General features: G+C 39.8%; 20 protein-coding genes. 19 read left to right on the top strand and 1 reads right to left on the bottom strand.

The annotated features are described in order from the left end of the window. Positions 1 to 307 precede the first annotated feature (307 nt). A complete protein-coding gene (locus tag BLP50_RS07020; RefSeq protein ID WP_090153072.1) occupies positions 308 to 478 on the top strand; it encodes a DUF362 domain-containing protein in 171 nt (56 codons plus the stop codon). Between the two features lie 151 nt (positions 479 to 629). On the opposite strand, the gene BLP50_RS07015 is transcribed toward BLP50_RS07020, so the two are convergent. After that, the gene (locus BLP50_RS07015) at positions 630 to 1,382 is read right to left on the bottom strand and encodes an adaptor protein MecA (protein WP_090153067.1); all 753 of its coding nucleotides are present in this window, start codon (positions 1,380 to 1,382) and stop codon (positions 630 to 632) included. A gap of 239 nt (positions 1,383 to 1,621) precedes the next feature. On the opposite strand from BLP50_RS07015, the gene BLP50_RS07010 reads away from it, so the two are divergent. The 18 genes from BLP50_RS07010 (at position 1,622) to BLP50_RS06925 (ending at position 15,895) form a co-directional block, all read left to right on the top strand. Next, complete coding sequence (locus tag BLP50_RS07010) at positions 1,622 to 2,920, top strand: serine/threonine protein kinase (RefSeq protein ID WP_176753718.1); 1,299 nt, start codon at positions 1,622 to 1,624, stop codon at positions 2,918 to 2,920. Next, the gene (locus BLP50_RS07005; protein ID WP_090153061.1) at positions 2,901 to 3,521 is read left to right on the top strand and encodes a hypothetical protein; all 621 of its coding nucleotides are present in this window, start codon (positions 2,901 to 2,903) and stop codon (positions 3,519 to 3,521) included. The genes BLP50_RS07010 and BLP50_RS07005 overlap by 20 nt, the downstream gene beginning before the upstream one ends. A 229-nt stretch (positions 3,522 to 3,750) precedes the next feature. Continuing rightward, on the top strand, positions 3,751 to 5,544 hold the full coding sequence (locus BLP50_RS07000; RefSeq protein ID WP_176753717.1) for a glycosyl hydrolase family 18 protein: 1,794 nt from the start codon (positions 3,751 to 3,753) through the stop codon (positions 5,542 to 5,544). A gap of 102 nt (positions 5,545 to 5,646) precedes the next feature. After that, positions 5,647 to 6,708 carry an L-threonylcarbamoyladenylate synthase gene (locus BLP50_RS06995; protein WP_090153055.1) on the top strand — a complete coding sequence of 354 codons (1,062 nt, stop codon included), beginning with the start codon at positions 5,647 to 5,649 and terminating at the stop codon, positions 6,706 to 6,708. A gap of 26 nt (positions 6,709 to 6,734) precedes the next feature. After that, the gene (locus BLP50_RS06990) at positions 6,735 to 7,187 is read left to right on the top strand and encodes an arsenate reductase/protein-tyrosine-phosphatase family protein (RefSeq protein WP_090153054.1); all 453 of its coding nucleotides are present in this window, start codon (positions 6,735 to 6,737) and stop codon (positions 7,185 to 7,187) included. Between the two features lie 26 nt (positions 7,188 to 7,213). Beyond that, complete coding sequence (locus BLP50_RS06985; RefSeq protein WP_090153050.1) at positions 7,214 to 7,699, top strand: deoxycytidylate deaminase; 486 nt, start codon at positions 7,214 to 7,216, stop codon at positions 7,697 to 7,699. 25 nt (positions 7,700 to 7,724) lie between these two features. Continuing rightward, positions 7,725 to 8,021 carry an AtpZ/AtpI family protein gene (locus tag BLP50_RS06980; RefSeq protein ID WP_090153047.1) on the top strand — a complete coding sequence of 99 codons (297 nt, stop codon included), beginning with the start codon at positions 7,725 to 7,727 and terminating at the stop codon, positions 8,019 to 8,021. Between the two features lie 4 nt (positions 8,022 to 8,025). Then, positions 8,026 to 8,463 (top strand): hypothetical protein, encoded by a 438-nt coding sequence (locus BLP50_RS06975; RefSeq protein ID WP_176753716.1) that lies wholly within the window; start codon positions 8,026 to 8,028, stop codon positions 8,461 to 8,463. Next, positions 8,460 to 9,188 carry a F0F1 ATP synthase subunit A gene (atpB, locus tag BLP50_RS06970; protein ID WP_176753715.1) on the top strand — a complete coding sequence of 243 codons (729 nt, stop codon included), beginning with the start codon at positions 8,460 to 8,462 and terminating at the stop codon, positions 9,186 to 9,188. Before BLP50_RS06975 ends, atpB begins: the two co-directional genes overlap by 4 nt. A 41-nt stretch (positions 9,189 to 9,229) precedes the next feature. Further along, positions 9,230 to 9,487, top strand: coding sequence for an ATP synthase F0 subunit C (gene atpE / locus BLP50_RS06965; protein ID WP_015550578.1), 258 nt, complete (start codon positions 9,230 to 9,232; stop codon positions 9,485 to 9,487). Positions 9,488 to 9,654: 167 nt separating this feature from the next. Continuing rightward, positions 9,655 to 10,170 carry a F0F1 ATP synthase subunit B gene (gene atpF / locus BLP50_RS06960; RefSeq protein WP_090153045.1) on the top strand — a complete coding sequence of 172 codons (516 nt, stop codon included), beginning with the start codon at positions 9,655 to 9,657 and terminating at the stop codon, positions 10,168 to 10,170. Continuing rightward, positions 10,158 to 10,724, top strand: a complete 567-nt coding sequence (atpH, locus tag BLP50_RS06955) for an ATP synthase F1 subunit delta (RefSeq protein WP_090153043.1) — start codon at positions 10,158 to 10,160, stop codon at positions 10,722 to 10,724. Before atpF ends, atpH begins: the two co-directional genes overlap by 13 nt. After that, positions 10,721 to 12,226, top strand: coding sequence for a F0F1 ATP synthase subunit alpha (gene atpA / locus BLP50_RS06950; RefSeq protein WP_090153039.1), 1,506 nt, complete (start codon positions 10,721 to 10,723; stop codon positions 12,224 to 12,226). The genes atpH and atpA overlap by 4 nt, the downstream gene beginning before the upstream one ends. A 15-nt stretch (positions 12,227 to 12,241) precedes the next feature. Next, the gene (atpG, locus tag BLP50_RS06945; protein WP_090153036.1) at positions 12,242 to 13,108 is read left to right on the top strand and encodes an ATP synthase F1 subunit gamma; all 867 of its coding nucleotides are present in this window, start codon (positions 12,242 to 12,244) and stop codon (positions 13,106 to 13,108) included. Positions 13,109 to 13,130: 22 nt separating this feature from the next. Then, the gene (gene atpD / locus BLP50_RS06940; protein WP_090153033.1) at positions 13,131 to 14,525 is read left to right on the top strand and encodes a F0F1 ATP synthase subunit beta; all 1,395 of its coding nucleotides are present in this window, start codon (positions 13,131 to 13,133) and stop codon (positions 14,523 to 14,525) included. 10 nt (positions 14,526 to 14,535) lie between these two features. Then, positions 14,536 to 14,940, top strand: coding sequence for an ATP synthase F1 subunit epsilon (gene atpC / locus BLP50_RS06935; RefSeq protein WP_090153030.1), 405 nt, complete (start codon positions 14,536 to 14,538; stop codon positions 14,938 to 14,940). A 21-nt stretch (positions 14,941 to 14,961) separates the two neighbouring features. Next, a complete protein-coding gene (locus BLP50_RS06930; RefSeq protein ID WP_090153026.1) occupies positions 14,962 to 15,195 on the top strand; it encodes a hypothetical protein in 234 nt (77 codons plus the stop codon). 157 nt (positions 15,196 to 15,352) lie between these two features. Then, positions 15,353 to 15,895: a helix-turn-helix domain-containing protein gene (locus BLP50_RS06925; protein ID WP_090153021.1), complete on the top strand. Its 543-nt coding sequence runs from the start codon at positions 15,353 to 15,355 to the stop codon at positions 15,893 to 15,895. Positions 15,896 to 16,026 lie beyond the last annotated feature (131 nt).

The raw sequence follows: 16,026 nt of genomic DNA, 5'->3' as shown, positions 1-16,026 counted from the left end.
TTTATCTCCTAGTTTCAGATGATAACATGGTTGAAAACATTTATCAACGCCATATATTAATTGTTGTTGATAATATACAATTCTATTGCATACAACTAATAAAATAGTTGTGTACACAATTTGAACTTTTGTTAGCTGATTTCAATTGGAGTTAGTTATGGCAAACCTGTGTGAGGCAGTAAAACTAAGGGATTTTTAAAAATACAAAAATGTTCTTGATTTAGACACAATTAAGGTGTATAGTAAACACATCAGTTGCGAAATTGATAATTTTTATTAATAACAAATATTAAGGAGGAGTTTAATCATGGCATACGTTATTTCTGATTCATGCGTTTCATGTGGTACATGCGAGCCAGAGTGTCCAGTAGGAGCTATCTCACAGGGCGACTCACAGTTCAATATCGATGCAGGTGCTTGTGTTGATTGCGGTACTTGCGCAGGTGTTTGCCCAACAGGAGCTATCTCACAGGGCTAATAAGAGCAAATTAAAAAAGAGTTTCGCGAAAGCGAAGCTCTTTTTTTGTTTGCCACGACACGCCCTATTTGCGAAGCAAATCTTTCAATGGGCGTGTCTTCCCGCAGTATTCCAAAAAAACAAGCCCAAGATTTCTTGGGCTTGAGGGTTGTTATATCATTGCAAGCTTCTGTACAGCGTTATCCTGAATCATTGTGTCGTAGTGCTCAGACATATACTGTGCTGTACCTACTACATAATTCTGCTGATCACTGTATTCTGAAAGAATGTTGCAAACTTTGTTGTATACCTCTGGTGTATCATCTGTTTTGCTAACTACCAGATAGTACTGACCATCAAATGGACTCCTATAAAGAGAGTTTTTGCCGTTATAGAAGGTAGCCAGGATTGATGAAAGTCTAATGACATCATCAAGATTATCAAATACAAACATCTTAGTGATATCAACTGGCAATCCTTTTTTAGCTGCCTGCTCTGGGAAAGCCTTGGCAGCGTCGGCTGCCTTTTCAAGTAGACTATTGAACATGTTAAGTATGTCGCTAGCAGAAGTCTCGTTAAATGGCTTTGTCTTGCTAGCTGTTGCCTCATCGTCATCATAGTCGTAATCGTCGTCCTCATCCTCTGAGAATCTAGAAAATCTAGTGTCTAACTCGTCAGGATTTTCTACCTTAGTAACAAGTAGAACAATGGACTCAGACGAAAGTGGTACTGCTTCTATCATTAGAGGGATATCCTCTGCTTCAAATCCGTATTGATATGATGCTTGCTCCATAAGCTCTCTGAATAACTCTCTTGCCTTGGCAGAGCCATAAGCAAGCTCAGATAGCTTGATGTGACGGCTAATTAAATCTTCTCTTGAAAGAGTGCATCTGATCTGGTTCTCGTTGATTTTTTCAATCTTCATAAAATCACCTCCCGAATCGAAAAAGATGCTATTACGTTTCTTGTTCGACTATTATATATATATTATATCGGAAAGTAAAGGAAAGAGGCATATAAAAACAGTGAAAAAATCTTAAATTTTTATTAAACCACAACAGTTACAGAAAAGTTGTCAATTAAAAAATATGCTTGCAATATAATTTTTTATGTGATATAAATTTTAGCGCAAGGTGCTTTTTCCGGATGGAAGGAGCTGATATATTGATTAATATCAATTTGGATGACAGGTATGAGATTATTAAGACACTGCAACAGTCAGCAGCTACCGCAGTGGTGCTTGTCAGACACAAGAAGATAGGAGCACTCAGGATTCTGAAGGCCATTTCCAAGGCTAGTCCTGATGCACACAGCATCCTATCCGAAGCACATCTTTTACAAGGGTTTAATTCGACCCTATTACCCACCATTTATGAAGTAGAAGAAGATGAAGAAGTCTATTATTTGATTGAAGAATATATAGATGGAATTTCATTGAGGGAGTACTTGCTTGGCAAAGTAATCACGAAAGATGAATTGATAAAGTTTGCAGTAGAGATTTGCTCTATTGTGGAACTTTTGCATAGGTCAGGTAGAGAGCCTGTACTTTATCTTGATATGAAGCCGGATCATTTGATTATTCAGGAGGAAAAGATTCGCCTAATTGATTTTGGAATATCTATGAGAAAATCAGAATGTAGGCAGATGAATCCTCAGGGAACCCCAAATTGGGCGGCTCCAGAGCAATTAAGAGGAGGCTTTCTAGACGAGCGATGCGACATCTATGCCGTAGGCAAAGTGATAGATTTTATGCGAAGCAATAGTTATGCAAAAGATGATTATAAATTAGTCTATTTGATAGAAAAAGCTACAGCTGAAAATGTGGAATTAAGGACTAAAAGCATATCAGTGCTGAAAGAACAGTTGATAGCTTTAATAGGGAGTAAGGGAAATGAAAAATTTGGGAAGAAGCATCTTGATAAAAGAATCGCAGTAGTAGGTTCTGGCACATCAGTAGGTACCACACATATTGCGATATCTCTATGTAAATTTTTCAATAAAAGAAAAATAGATACCTATTACGAGGATTTAAGAGAGAATACTGTTAATGATATTTGGAAATCTATGAAGAGCGCAAGATTAGAAGAAGGCGTTTTATACCACGATTGCTTTAGAGGCATCATGAATTATGGAGATGCTGTTGAAAAGCACAAGCCTCCTATTGGTTTGCGTGTTCTTGATTGTGGAAAAGATGCAACGGATATACTGCTATCTGTGGATATTTTAATCTATGTGATAAGCGGCAGTCCTTGGCAACAAAACATGATTTATCCTCCATGGATTAAGGAGAAAAATGTATATATAATCAATAATTTTTCTAACAAAATAACTTCTATTAAAAAAGCCAAGGAACTTAAAAAAAGAGTCTACATGTATCCACTAACTAGAAATTCCATGGATTTATCCAAAGAAGAAGAGAAAGTATTCACAGCGATTTTTAAAAATGAAAAGGATTATATTTAATAAAATAAAAAACAAAAAAGACAACAACAATAAGGGAAAAACCATATGTGTATCTGCAGTAGCACCTAAGTTGGGCTGTACATTTATTTCACTTGCCATAGCTAATTTTATAGGCTCCTGTCTGAGAGAGAATGTGATTCTTATCGAACTGAAAGAGGAAAGTAGTTTGCTTGGAATGGTTGGAGAAAATCAGATATCAATAGGAAGGAGCATAGGCTACAAATACAAGGGCGTTAAATATATTTTGACAAACAGTGTAGAAGAGGCAATAGAATTGCTAGCTAGTGAAAGAGGATATGTGATAGTAGATTTAGGAGTCTTGGGAAATAACACTGCAGCAGTTTTTAACATATGTGAGAACAAAATTATTATAGGTAGTTTTATGCCTTGGCAAAGACGTGATTTCCATGAATTCATACGAAAAAATATTTTTAAAAGATTTGATATGGAAAACATTAAATTTTGCCAACTGGGTAGAGACAAGGAAGCACAACAACTTTTTTATGAATCTTACAGGTGTAGGCTTAATAACTTGCCTAAAATAGATAATCCATTTTCATTAAAGGAAGAGAACTTTGAAGACATTATTAATTTATTATAGGTAGCTGCGGAAAGGAGAAGTATAGATAGGAAAATAATATCGTTATTTATTAGTAGAAAAAGATAATAAGAAGAACCGATAAAAATTGAAGTATTTGGTAACGAATATGATATGAAAAGAGAGTGTAACAAACACTCTCTTTTTTTCTGCCATATAATAGGGCGAAAAGTGGAATTTCACTAGGTGATTTGCTATACTTTTACAGTATATGAGAGAAAGGGAGACGCATATGAATCAAAGTCACCATAACTATAATCGTAACCATAGAAATAATCACTACAATCGTAGGAGAAAAAAGAAAAGTTACATCCCAAGAGGATATTACTACATAGGATCAGTTGCACTGTTTCTTACCGTTGTATTAGTAGGTCTTCTTGCATTCAAAAAATATTCATTTACAAATGAGCATGTTGAGCTGACTGAGTGGTATCAGAACACTCATGAAAATGAAGTCTCAGTTGTTTTGAATGGCGAGTATAAAAAGTCTCAGGATGAAACAGGAGCAGAATTACCAAATGCCAATGCTATTAAAAATGAGGGTAATGTATATCTTGAGCTTGGCTTTGTAAAAGCAAATATCGACAACGGCTATGTATATGACCCATCAGAGATAACACTTAGATATGCTACTGACAGCGAGGTATATTCTGCAACTTTAGGAAGTGCTGATTATGTAGTTGATAAGAGCAATAATTCCCTTGGTGAGCCAGTAGTAGTTGCGCAGGGAGATGCAGTATTTATTGCACTTGATTATCTTCAGATTTTATCTGATTTTAAATACACTCTTTTTGAGAATCCAGACAGAATTGTTATCGAGACAGCTGGATATGAAAAGCAGGTTGCTACAGCAAAAAATGATACTTCAATCAGAATCTCTAACGGCAGAAAGAGCCCTATCTTAGAGGATGTTGAAAAGGATGAAGAATTAAATGTAATCCGTGTTTCTGAGGATAAGGATTGGAGCTTTGTTGTTTCAGCAAAGGGAGTTATGGGATACATTCCTAATAGTAAATTCACTGAGCCAACAGCTAAGACTGTAGAGTCATCTCTTCCAGAGAGGACTTACAATCATATTTCTATAGGAAGTGATATTTCACTTCTCTGGCATCAGGTTACATCTCAGACATCTAATGCTGATATTGCTACAGTGCTTACTAATTCAGGAAATATTAATGTTATTTCCCCTACATGGTTCCACTTAAATGACAACAAGGGTGGCATAGCATCTCTAGCAAATGCCAATTACGTAAGTGTTTGCCATTCTAATAATGTGCAGGTTTGGGGACTTGTAAGCGATTTTGAGAATCGTGACATTGAGACAACTACAGTATTAAATACAACATCTTCAAGAGATGCGCTTGTTAACAATATTCTTGCACAGGCTATTACTTATGGCTTGGATGGAATCAATATAGATTTCGAAGAGGTATCAAATGAGGCTTCCGATGGATTTATCCAGTTTATCAAGGAGCTTTCTATCAAGTGCGAGAAGAACGACATTATTTTATCAGTAGATAATTACATGCCAAAATATACTCCACATTACAACAGAGCAGAGCAGGCTAAATATGCCGACTATGTGGTAATGATGGGATATGATGAGCACACAAATGGAAGCTCAGAGGCAGGCTCCGTTGCATCTATAGGATTTGTTGAGGAAGGTGTTGCAGCTACTCTTGAAGAGGTGCCAGCAGAGCAGGTTATCCTTGGAATGCCATTCTACTGCAGAGTATGGCAGGTTAATGGAGATGGCGGCATTATCGATAGCAAGGCATACGGATTAGATGCTATACAGTCATTTATTAGAACTAACGGACTGACACCTGAATGGTCAGATGAGGCTGGTCAGTATTATGTGGAGTTTGCAGATGGAGACAAATTCTACAAGATTTGGATTGAGGATGAGAATTCAATCGAACAGAAGTTAAAAATAATGGATAGCTATGGTCTTGCAGGTGGGGCATTCTGGAAGAAGGGCTTCGATAATTCAGCTACATGGAATGTTATTGCTAAATATTTATAAGACATGTAAGACACAGAAAAATCATAGAATTTCCCCATTTTACAAGGGGTTGCACAATCTAAAAATATTGTGTTCTAAGGGAAAAGTGATATAATTTTGAGTATGATTACTAAGATTATGGATGTTTCTGAGGAGCCAATAAATATGGAGTATATCAGAGAGGCTTCTGAGATATTAAAAAGCGGTGGGCTAGTAGCTTTCCCAACCGAGACGGTTTATGGTTTGGGAGGAGATGCCACCGATAAAGAGGCCTCGCGTAAGATATACGCAGCAAAGGGTCGTCCATCGGATAACCCTTTAATTGTACATATAGCAAAGTTTTCTCAGTTAGAAGATATTACAGAGAATTTACCTAAGACAGCAAAATTACTTGCTGATGCATTTTGGCCAGGACCACTTACCATGGTATGCAATAAAAATCAGGTTATCCCATATGAGACTACTGGTGGACTTGATACAGTAGCAGTGAGGATGCCTAACAATCCAGTGGCCTTAGCACTTATTGAGGAGAGCGGATGTATGATAGCTGCTCCTAGTGCTAATACATCAGGACGACCTAGTCCTACCAAGGCCAGCCATGTATATGAGGATTTGTCTGGCAAGATAGAGGCTATTTTGGATGGTGGGGCAGTTGACATAGGTCTTGAGTCTACAATCGTTGACTTGACCGAGGATGTAGTTACCATTCTTAGACCGGGCTTCATCAATATGGATATGCTTAGGGAAGTAGTTGGTGAGGTTAGGATGGACCCTGGTATTGTCTACAACGACAAGGGAACTACCAGTGGAGCAAGGCCTAAGGCACCGGGTATGAGATACAAGCACTACGCACCAAAGGGTGATTTGACAATCATCTCAGGTGAGGAAGATACAGTAGTTGGCAAGATTAATCAATTAACAAGAGAAGCACTTAAAGAGGGTAAAAAGGTGGGCATTATTGCTACATCTGAGACTGCGGATAGATACCCTGAGGGAGAGGTGCTTGTTATTGGAAATCGTTCAGATGAGAGTAGTATAGCTCACAACCTATACGATATTCTCAGACGATTTGATGAGCTTAGTGTTGACCTAATCTATTCAGAGAGTTTTGCCACTCCAAAGATGGGTCAGGCTATTATGAACAGGTTGCTTAAGGCAGCAGGGCAAAAGACCATCGAGGTCTAGGGAGACTTGCCCAGGAGAATATGGATATGAAAAATATTAATAGAGTTATTTTTGCTTCGGGAAGTGGCACATCCAGAGCACCTATGGCTACAGCTATATTTCATGCTATAGCCCATGACAGGCCCATAATTTGTGAGGCCAGAGGCTTGATTGTTCAGTTTCCAGAACCTTTAAATCAAAAGGTAGAGGCAGTTTTAATAAGTAATGGATGTAAGCTTTCGGATTATTCTTCCAAGCAGCTGATGGACTCGGATTTTTCTGAGAATACACTGGTGATTACCATGGAAGAAAGCCAGAGGCAAAAGATATTAAGTGAATACACTAATGCCACAGAGGAAAATACACGCCTCTTAAATGAGCTGGTTGGGGATGAGCTTGAGGTGATGGATCCATATGGTGGTTCAGTACAGACATACGGACTGTGCTATGAGGTCTTAAAGGCATCAATTGAGAAGTTAATGAGGGTATTAGAGGCATAATTTATATTGTATTGGAGGAGAATACCATGAGTGATAAGAGACTAGATTATATTAGCTGGGATGAGTACTTTATGGGCGTTGCAGTATTATCGGGTATGAGATCTAAAGACCCAAATACACAGGTTGGAGCTTGTATTGTTAGCCAGGATAATAAGATTCTATCCATGGGTTACAATGGTTTTCCAAATGGATGTTCAGACGACGAGTTTCCTTGGGCAAGAGTAGGAGACCCTCTGGAGAATAAGTATTTCTACACAACACACAGCGAGCTTAATGCAATATTGAACTATAGGGGTGGTTCGCTTGAAGGCTCAAAGTTGTACGTATCTCTTTTTCCATGTAATGAGTGTGCTAAAGCAATTATTCAGTCTGGTATCAAGACAATAATTTACGATAGCGACAAATATGAAAACACACCATCAGTTATCGCATCTAAGAGAATGCTTAGAGCAGCAGGTGTGGAGTTTTATCAGTATCAGCACACAAATCGAGAAATTAAAATAACACTATAATTGTCGGATTTTATAGGAGACAACATTGAAGGACAAGAGAAAACAAAATCGGGAAGTAGCAAATTCCCTGGTGCTAGTGTTGCAATTTGGCCTTAACGTTATAACGCCAATATTGCTGTGCACCATAGTTGGAGCAGTTTTAACTAAAAACTTTGGCTCCAAGGGATATACGATAGCAGGCATTCTGATAGGCATAGTTGCGGCTTTTAATGGTGCCTACAGAATGGTTAGGGGTTATCTCAAGAATCCGGAGTCTCCGGGGCAGCGTGCGAGACGTCTGGAAGAAGAAGCAAAACAAAGTCAAGAGGTAAAGGATGATTAATTGGATGAAGAGATTGAATCAAGCCTTGCCGGGCTTGGTTTTAGGAATCCTTCTGTACGGATTGCTGGTTGAGATTATCGGTGTCTGGTTTGTAAATGACAAACTTAGATATACTACAGGACTTTTAATTGGAATTGGTTGTGCTATTGGCATGGCCATTCACATAGCGATGATTATTGAGGAATCAGTGAGAATAGGTCCTGGACATGACAAGTATCTTTCATTTAAATCGGTGGCGAGATATTTTGTCTTGTGCGCAATTATGATAGGGATGACGTTTTTTAAACTTGGAAACATGTTTACAGCGATCATCGGTGTACTTGGGCTCAAGGTTAGTGCCTACGCACAGCCTTTGCTAATAAAAGCTTTCAAAAAGAAACATGAAGATATGGAAAGCAATGAAGATTTAGAAATAAATAGTGAAAAGGAGGTGAAAGTGTGACAGAAGGAATTTTACTGGCCTCAAGCGATACTGTGGACATGATAAAAGGTCTGTTCAAGTATGAAATATTTGGACAGGAGGTTTGGATCACAACCTCACATGTTTGCATCTTAATCGTGTGGCTTTCATTGGTAATCTTTTCCATAATTGCCAATCGCAAGCTGAAGCATGCCACTGAAGTTCCTGATACCTTCCAAAATATTCTGGAGCTTATTGTAGGACTCCTAGATAGCATAGTGGAAGGAAGTATGGGTAAGCACGCACCAGTGTTTGCAAACTGGATATGTACCATATTCTGTTTCATTTTGGTATCCAACTTATCTGGTTTGGTTGGCCTAAGACCACCAACAGCCGATTACGGTACAACACTGGCTCTTGCATTAATTACCTTTGTTTGCATTCATGTAGTAAAGGTAAGGCATCAGAGTGCAAAGGACATTTGGGTGGATAAATGTTCACCATTGCCACCATGGTTGCCAATTTGGCTTCCTATCAATGTCATTTCTGATATTGCGGTGCCTATTTCAATGTCACTACGTTTATTTGCAAACGTTCTTTCAGGAACAATCATTATGGGTCTTGTATATGGATTGCTAGGAAAGTTCGCCTTAGTATGGCCTGCAGCATTGCATGTATACTTTGATATTTTCTCAGGTGCAATTCAGACCTACGTTTTCTGTATGTTAACAATGACGTACATTACTCAGTCTTATGGTGATTCTTAAGAGGACTGAAAAGAATAATACTTTTTAGGAGGAAAACATTTATGAACATTTCAGGTACAGACTTAATTAAAGCTTGCTCAGCAATTGGTGCTGGTCTCGCAGTTATCGCTGGTATTGGTCCTGGTATCGGCCAGGGTATTGCAGCAGGTCACGGTGCAGCAGCCGTTGGACGTAATCCAGGAGCACAGGGACAGATCATGTCTACTATGTTACTTGGTCAGGCCGTTGCCGAGACAACAGGTCTTTATGGCTTAGTTATCGCCCTTCTGTTACTCTTTGTACAGCCATTAGTAGGATAATAAAAATTATCAAGATTTTTATTATCCGTATAAGGATGCTTTTTTGGAAACAGGTTTACAAAAAAGTAGTCTGGCTGAAAGCCAGATTAAAATGAAGTTTTCATATACTTCATTTTAACCATGGCTAATAAAACCTAGGAAGAAAAATAAAAAAGGAGGGCTAAAAGTTGGAAAGACTATTTGACTTAGATGCACAATTGCTTAATGATGCAGTACTTTTAGCCATTGCAGTATTCTTCCTATTCCTTATAATGTCCAACATGCTGTTCAACCCAGCTAGAAAGCTGCTTAAGGACAGAAAAGAAGGCATTGCAAAGGATATTGCAGATGCAAAGAACGATAAGGAAGAGGCAGAAAAGCTAAAGGCGGAGTACGAAGCAAAGCTTAAGGATATCTCAAAAGAAAGAGATGCTATCCTAAGCGAAGCAAGACAAAAAGCCTTGAAGAATGAAACCAAGATTGTAAGCGATGCTAAGGAAGAAGCAGCTGCCATCGTAGCACGTGCTAACGAAGAGGCAGAGCTTGAGAAGAAGAAGGTTGCAGACGAGGTTAAGCAGGAGATGATTTCTGTAGCTGCTGTAATGGCACAGAAGGTTGTAGCTGCCAACATCGATACAACAATTCAGAATACCTTAGTAGAGCAAACACTTAAGGAAATGGGTGAAAAAACATGGCTAAATTAGTCTCAAACGTATACGGTGATGCGTTGTTTGAGTTAGCTGTGGAATCAGGAAGAGTCGATGACTTCTTAAAAGAAGCAGAAGGCGTAATCGAAGTTGTTAAAAAAGATGACGGCTTTTCTCAGATGATGAATCATCCAAAGATCAATAAAGAAGAGAAGCTTCAGATTATCGACGAGATTTTCAAAGGCAGAGTAAGTGATGAGATTGTGGGACTCCTTAGAATGCTTGAGGAAAAGGACCACATCAAAGAAATAGAAGGCGTTTTAAACTATTACATTGAAAAAGTTTACGATTACAAAAAAATCGGTCGCGCAACTGTTTCAACTCCACTTGAACTTACAGATGCTCAGAAAGCAGATGTCGAGAAGCGTTTGCTTCAAACTACAGAATATAGCTCATTTATTATGAACTATATCGTAGACCCTGAGTTAATCGGGGGTATGGTAATTCGCATTAAAGATAGAGTTGTTGATAGTTCTATCAAAACTCAGATTAATAAATTGTCACACGAGTTATCAAATATTCAATTGAAAGTAGGTGAATGCGCTCCATGAATTTAAAACCAGAAGAAATTAGCTCGGTTATCAAAGAGCAGATGAAACGCTATGCAGCGCAGCTTGACGTGGCAGACGTAGGAACTGTTATTCAGGTTGCCGATGGAATTGCACGTATTCACGGATTACAGAACGCTATGCAGGGTGAGCTCCTTGAGTTCCCTGGTGAAGTTTACGGCATGGTCTTAAACCTTGAGGAAGACAATGTAGGTTGTGTTCTTTTAGGAAACGATAAGAATATCAACGAAGGCGATACAGTAAAGACTACTGGTCGTGTTGTTGAGGTTCCAGTTGGTGACGCTATGCTTGGACGTGTAGTTAATGCGCTTGGACAGCCTATCGATGGAAAGGGACCTATTGAAACTACTAAGTTCCGTCCTATCGAGCGTGTTGCTTCAGGTGTTATCTCACGTAAATCCGTAGATACTCCATTGCAGACAGGTATTAAAGCTATCGATTCCATGATTCCTATTGGACGTGGACAGCGTGAGCTTATTATCGGTGATAGACAGACAGGTAAGACTGCTATCGCTATTGATACAATCATTAATCAAAAGGGACAGGGCGTAAAATGTATTTACGTTGCAATTGGCCAGAAGGCATCAACAGTTGCAGCCCTTGTTAAGACATTAGAAGAATATGGTGCTATGGCTTGGACAACAGTAGTTGCCGCTACAGCATCAGAGCTTGCACCACTTCAGTATATCGCCCCTTATTCAGGATGCGCTATCGGTGAGGAGTGGATGGAGAATGGACAGGACGTTCTCATCATCTATGATGATTTGAGTAAGCATGCTACTGCATACCGTACACTGTCATTACTTCTTCGTCGTCCACCAGGACGTGAGGCTTACCCAGGTGATGTATTCTACTTACACTCAAGACTTCTTGAGCGTGCAGCTAGACTTTCAGATAAGTTAGGCGGCGGTTCACTTACCGCACTTCCTATCATTGAGACTCAGGCAGGCGATGTATCAGCATATATCCCTACCAATGTTATCTCAATTACTGATGGTCAGATTTATCTTGAGACAGAAGCATTTAATGCAGGTTTCAGACCAGCTGTTAACGCAGGTCTTTCAGTATCCCGTGTAGGTGGTTCTGCTCAGATTAAGGCTATGAAGAAAATCGCAGCTCCTATCCGTGTAGAGCTTGCTCAGTATCGTGAGCTTGCAGCTTTCGCACAGTTTGGTTCAGAGCTTGATGCAGATACAGCTGAGAAGCTTGCTCAAGGTGAGAGAATCAAGGAGATGTTAAAGCAGCCACAGTATGCTCCAATGCCAGTAGAGTATCAGATTATGATTATCTATGCTGCTACTAAGAAATATTTGCTTGATATTCCAACAGCAGACATTCAGGCTTTTGAAAAGGCATTGTTTGATTTGGTTGATACCAAGTATCCAGAGATTCCTGAGTCTATTAAGACTACAAAGGTTCTTGAGGATGATATGGAGCAGAAGCTTATAAAGGCTATCGAGGAGTGTAAAAAGAGCTACAAGTAAGGAGGGTGATCTGTTATGGCCTCAATGAGAGACATAAAGAGAAGAAAACAGAGTGTTTCCAGCACTCAGCAGATCACTAAGGCCATGAAGCTTGTATCTACAGTAAAGCTCCAGAAGGCTCGTTCTAAGGCAGAGCAGACTACACCGTATTTTAACGCTATGTACAATACAATCTGTAGCATGCTTGCCAAGGCAGGAGCAGTAAACAACAAGTACCTTAAGGACAATGGTTCTGAGAAGATTGGCGTTATTGTCATCACATCAAACCGTGGTCTTGCAGGTGGTTACAATTCAAATATTGTAAAGATGATTACTGGTTCTGATATGAAGCCTGAGGACGTAAAGCTTTATGTAATAGGACATAAGGGAGGCGAAAGTCTTACTCATAAGGGTTATGAGATTGTTAAGGACTATTCTCCAGTGATGGAGGCCCCTACTTATGCAGATGCAATGGAAATCTGCAAGGATGTCCTAGGAGCATATGCAAGCGGGGAAATCGGACAGATTTACCTTGTATATACACACTTCAAAAATACAGTTAGCCAGATTCCAAAGCTTATGAAGCTACTTCCAGCAGAGGTTGCAGAGGAAGATGTTGCAGCAGCTAAATCTTCAGGGGCAGAGGCTCTTATGAACTTTGAACCAAATGAAGAAGAGGCTCTCGACCTCATTGTTCCAAAGTATGTGACTTCACTTGTATACGGTGCCTTAGTTGAGGCAGTTGCATCTGAAAATGGTGCTCGTATGCAGGCAATGGATTCAGCTACAAATAATGCAGAGGAAATCATTAGTGATCTATCATTAAAATACAATCGTGCCCGCCAGGGATCAATTACTCAGGAGTTGACCGAGATTATCGCTGGTGCCGAGGCACTTTCTTAAAAAAGCAGATAGGAGTGAAAAAATGGCAAATAATATTGGTAAAATCACTCAGATTATCGGTGCCGTACTTGACGTAAGCTTCGCAAATAGCGAGCTTCCAGAAATCAACGACGCTCTTGAAATTACAAGAGATAACGGAGAGAGACTGGTTGTCGAGGTAGCACAGCATTTGGGTGACGATACAGTTCGTTGTATTGCCATGGGTCCTACAGATGGTTTAGTACGTGGAATGGATGTACTTGCTACAGGAGCACCAATTTCGGTTCCTGTTGGTGAGGCAACACTTGGTCGAATCTTCAACGTACTTGGAGATGCTATTGATGAGCAGCCAGCACCTGAGGGTGTTGAGAAGATGCCTATCCATAGAAAAGCTCCAGCATTTGAGGAACAGGCAACATCAACAGAAATGCTTGAAACAGGTATTAAGGTCGTTGACCTTCTTTGCCCTTATCAGAAAGGTGGTAAGATCGGATTGTTCGGTGGTGCCGGTGTAGGTAAGACCGTACTTATCCAGGAGCTTATCCACAACATCGCAACAGAGCACGGTGGATACTCAGTATTCACAGGTGTAGGTGAGCGTACTCGTGAGGGTAATGACCTTTACTATGAAATGAAGGAGTCAGGCGTTATCGACAAGACCTGCATGGTTTTCGGTCAGATGAACGAGCCACCAGGAGCTAGAATGAGAGTTGGTCTTACTGGACTTACTATGGCTGAGTACTTCAGAGATAAGGGTGGAAAGGACGTGCTTCTTTTCATCGACAATATCTTCCGTTTTACTCAGGCTGGTTCAGAGGTTTCAGCCCTCCTTGGTCGTATGCCTTCAGCCGTTGGTTATCAGCCAACACTTCAGACAGAGATGGGTGCTCTTCAGGAGCGTATCACATCTACAAAGAATGGATCTATTACATCAGTTCAGGCTGTATACGTGCCTGCCGATGACTTAACAGACCCAGCTCCAGCAACAACATTCGCGCACTTGGATGCTACTACAGTTCTTGAGCGTTCTATCGCCGAGCTTGGTATTTATCCAGCGGTAGACCCACTTGGTTCTACATCTCGTATCCTTGACCCACGTATCGTTGGTCAGGAGCACTTTACAGTTGCACGTGGTGTTCAGGAGATTCTTCAGAAATATAAGGAATTACAGGATATTATCGCTATCCTCGGTATGGATGAGCTTTCAGAAGAGGACAAGCTTGTAGTTAACCGTGCACGTAAGATTCAGAGATTCTTGTCACAGCCATTCTTCGTAGCTGGTCAGTTTACTGGTCTCGAAGGTAAGTATGTGCCAATCGCTGAGACAGTACGTGGCTTCAAGGAAATCCTCGAAGGTAAGCACGATGATATTCCAGAGAGTTACTTCCTCAATGCTGGTACAATCGACGAGGTTCGTGCCAAGATGAACGCAAAGTAGGAGGTGGCAAATGGCAGATAACACCTTTAAAGTATCAATCATTACGCCAGAGCGTACTTTTTATGAAGGTGAGGCTACTATGGTTGAATTTAATACAGTCGAAGGACAGATTGGTGTGCTTCCAAAGCACATCCCTTTGACTACTGTTATTGCGCCGGGCATTTGCACAATCCATGAGGCAGAATCAGAAAAGAGAGCCGCTGTTCATGCAGGACTTGCAGAGGTTTTGCCTGACAAGGTGACAATATTGGCAGAGATTGCCGAGTGGCCTGATGAAATTGATTTAAGCCGTGCCCGCAGCGCGGAAGAGAGAGCTAGAGAGCGATTAGCAAGCAAGGCCGAAAATATAGATTTGCTAAGAGCTGAGATAGCTTTAAAGAAAGCATTAATTAGACAGGATATTCTTGCTAAATAATGCAAATGGGAGGAACGCACCATGTTAGATGCTGATACAAGGCGAGACATAGAGGATCTTAAAAGACAATTGAAAACCTATGAGGATGAAGAGGCTCAGTTGCTAAAAGAGCTGGAAGTTTGTCGTGCACGAAAAACTGAAGTAAAGGACAAGCTTAAAGTGTTGAGCGATGACGATAAGTATCAACAGGACATGTTGGCTATGGTCTACCAGCAACGACATGGTCTAGGTAAGTCTAAGAATCCCGAAGAATAAAATGTACATTTTATGTGGCACCGTATTTGCGGTGCCATTTTTTTATTATTATAATAAATGCAAGCTGAAGTTGCGTAAATGCAAATGTAAATTGGTAGAAAATAAAGGCAAGAAAGATAAACTTCTAAATATAAAAGATTGAAAGGAGGATAATAACATGAGTTTTGCGGAAAATCTAAAAGAAACAAGAAAAAGAAATCAAATGTCTCAGGAAGAATTGGCAGAGTTGCTGGGGGTAAGTAGGCAAGCTGTCTCTAGATGGGAATTAGGAGATGGATACCCAGAATTAGAAAAGCTGATTATTATAGGTGAAAAATTAAATGTTTCATTAGACTATTTATTACTTGATAAGAAAGAGAGTGATGAGACGGGCTTTGAAGGCGAAAGATTACAGACCCCTAGTAAAAGCATTAGAATTACATCCCCTAATGAAGGCGTAATAGTGGATACATCATTTGTTGCTCGTAGCCAAGAATTCAAGGGGTCAAAGAATAGTCCAAAGTATGCACTTTTTGCCTCAGAAAAATCAACCTCAATATTTGGCCCTCAGAATAGATTTTTAAGTTGGTATAGAGACGTTGAGGATATCACAAAAGAGATTGAAGAAATCAATCAAGCAATGGATAAGGGCGAGGCATCATATACTTTGAAGCACAGTGTAAAGTGCAAGAGGAAGCTTTTGAAGGTTGAAATGGAATGAGCAGTAGTTGAATTTGCCTGATAAAAAATACAAACAGTATGAATACATGAACTAATATGATACAGTTATAAAAGGTAACAAATATAATTGTTTGAGGTAAAGGGGGATGTTATGTTAACTATTCTAGCAGC

The organism is Pseudobutyrivibrio sp. AR14 (assembly GCF_900101325.1).
GTDB lineage: Bacteria > Bacillota > Clostridia > Lachnospirales > Lachnospiraceae > Pseudobutyrivibrio.
The sequence above is the reverse complement of the archived record's forward strand: the minus strand, read 5'-3'. Positions and strand labels throughout refer to the sequence as shown.

Coding starts and splice junctions, on each gene's coding strand:
- BLP50_RS07005 (WP_090153061.1), top strand. CDS start 2,901: ATGAAAAGGATTATATTTAATAAAATAAAAAACAAAAAAGACAACAAC.
- BLP50_RS07015 (WP_090153067.1), bottom strand. CDS start 1,382: ATGAAGATTGAAAAAATCAACGAGAACCAGATCAGATGCACTCTTTCA.
- atpG (WP_090153036.1), top strand. CDS start 12,242: ATGGCCTCAATGAGAGACATAAAGAGAAGAAAACAGAGTGTTTCCAGC.
- atpH (WP_090153043.1), top strand. CDS start 10,158: ATGGCTAAATTAGTCTCAAACGTATACGGTGATGCGTTGTTTGAGTTA.
- BLP50_RS06985 (WP_090153050.1), top strand. CDS start 7,214: ATGAGTGATAAGAGACTAGATTATATTAGCTGGGATGAGTACTTTATG.
- BLP50_RS07020 (WP_090153072.1), top strand. CDS start 308: ATGGCATACGTTATTTCTGATTCATGCGTTTCATGTGGTACATGCGAG.
- BLP50_RS06930 (WP_090153026.1), top strand. CDS start 14,962: ATGTTAGATGCTGATACAAGGCGAGACATAGAGGATCTTAAAAGACAA.
- BLP50_RS06925 (WP_090153021.1), top strand. CDS start 15,353: ATGAGTTTTGCGGAAAATCTAAAAGAAACAAGAAAAAGAAATCAAATG.
- BLP50_RS07000 (WP_176753717.1), top strand. CDS start 3,751: ATGAATCAAAGTCACCATAACTATAATCGTAACCATAGAAATAATCAC.
- BLP50_RS06990 (WP_090153054.1), top strand. CDS start 6,735: ATGAAAAATATTAATAGAGTTATTTTTGCTTCGGGAAGTGGCACATCC.
- BLP50_RS06995 (WP_090153055.1), top strand. CDS start 5,647: ATGATTACTAAGATTATGGATGTTTCTGAGGAGCCAATAAATATGGAG.
- atpD (WP_090153033.1), top strand. CDS start 13,131: ATGGCAAATAATATTGGTAAAATCACTCAGATTATCGGTGCCGTACTT.
- atpC (WP_090153030.1), top strand. CDS start 14,536: ATGGCAGATAACACCTTTAAAGTATCAATCATTACGCCAGAGCGTACT.
- BLP50_RS06975 (WP_176753716.1), top strand. CDS start 8,026: ATGAAGAGATTGAATCAAGCCTTGCCGGGCTTGGTTTTAGGAATCCTT.
- atpE (WP_015550578.1), top strand. CDS start 9,230: ATGAACATTTCAGGTACAGACTTAATTAAAGCTTGCTCAGCAATTGGT.
- atpA (WP_090153039.1), top strand. CDS start 10,721: ATGAATTTAAAACCAGAAGAAATTAGCTCGGTTATCAAAGAGCAGATG.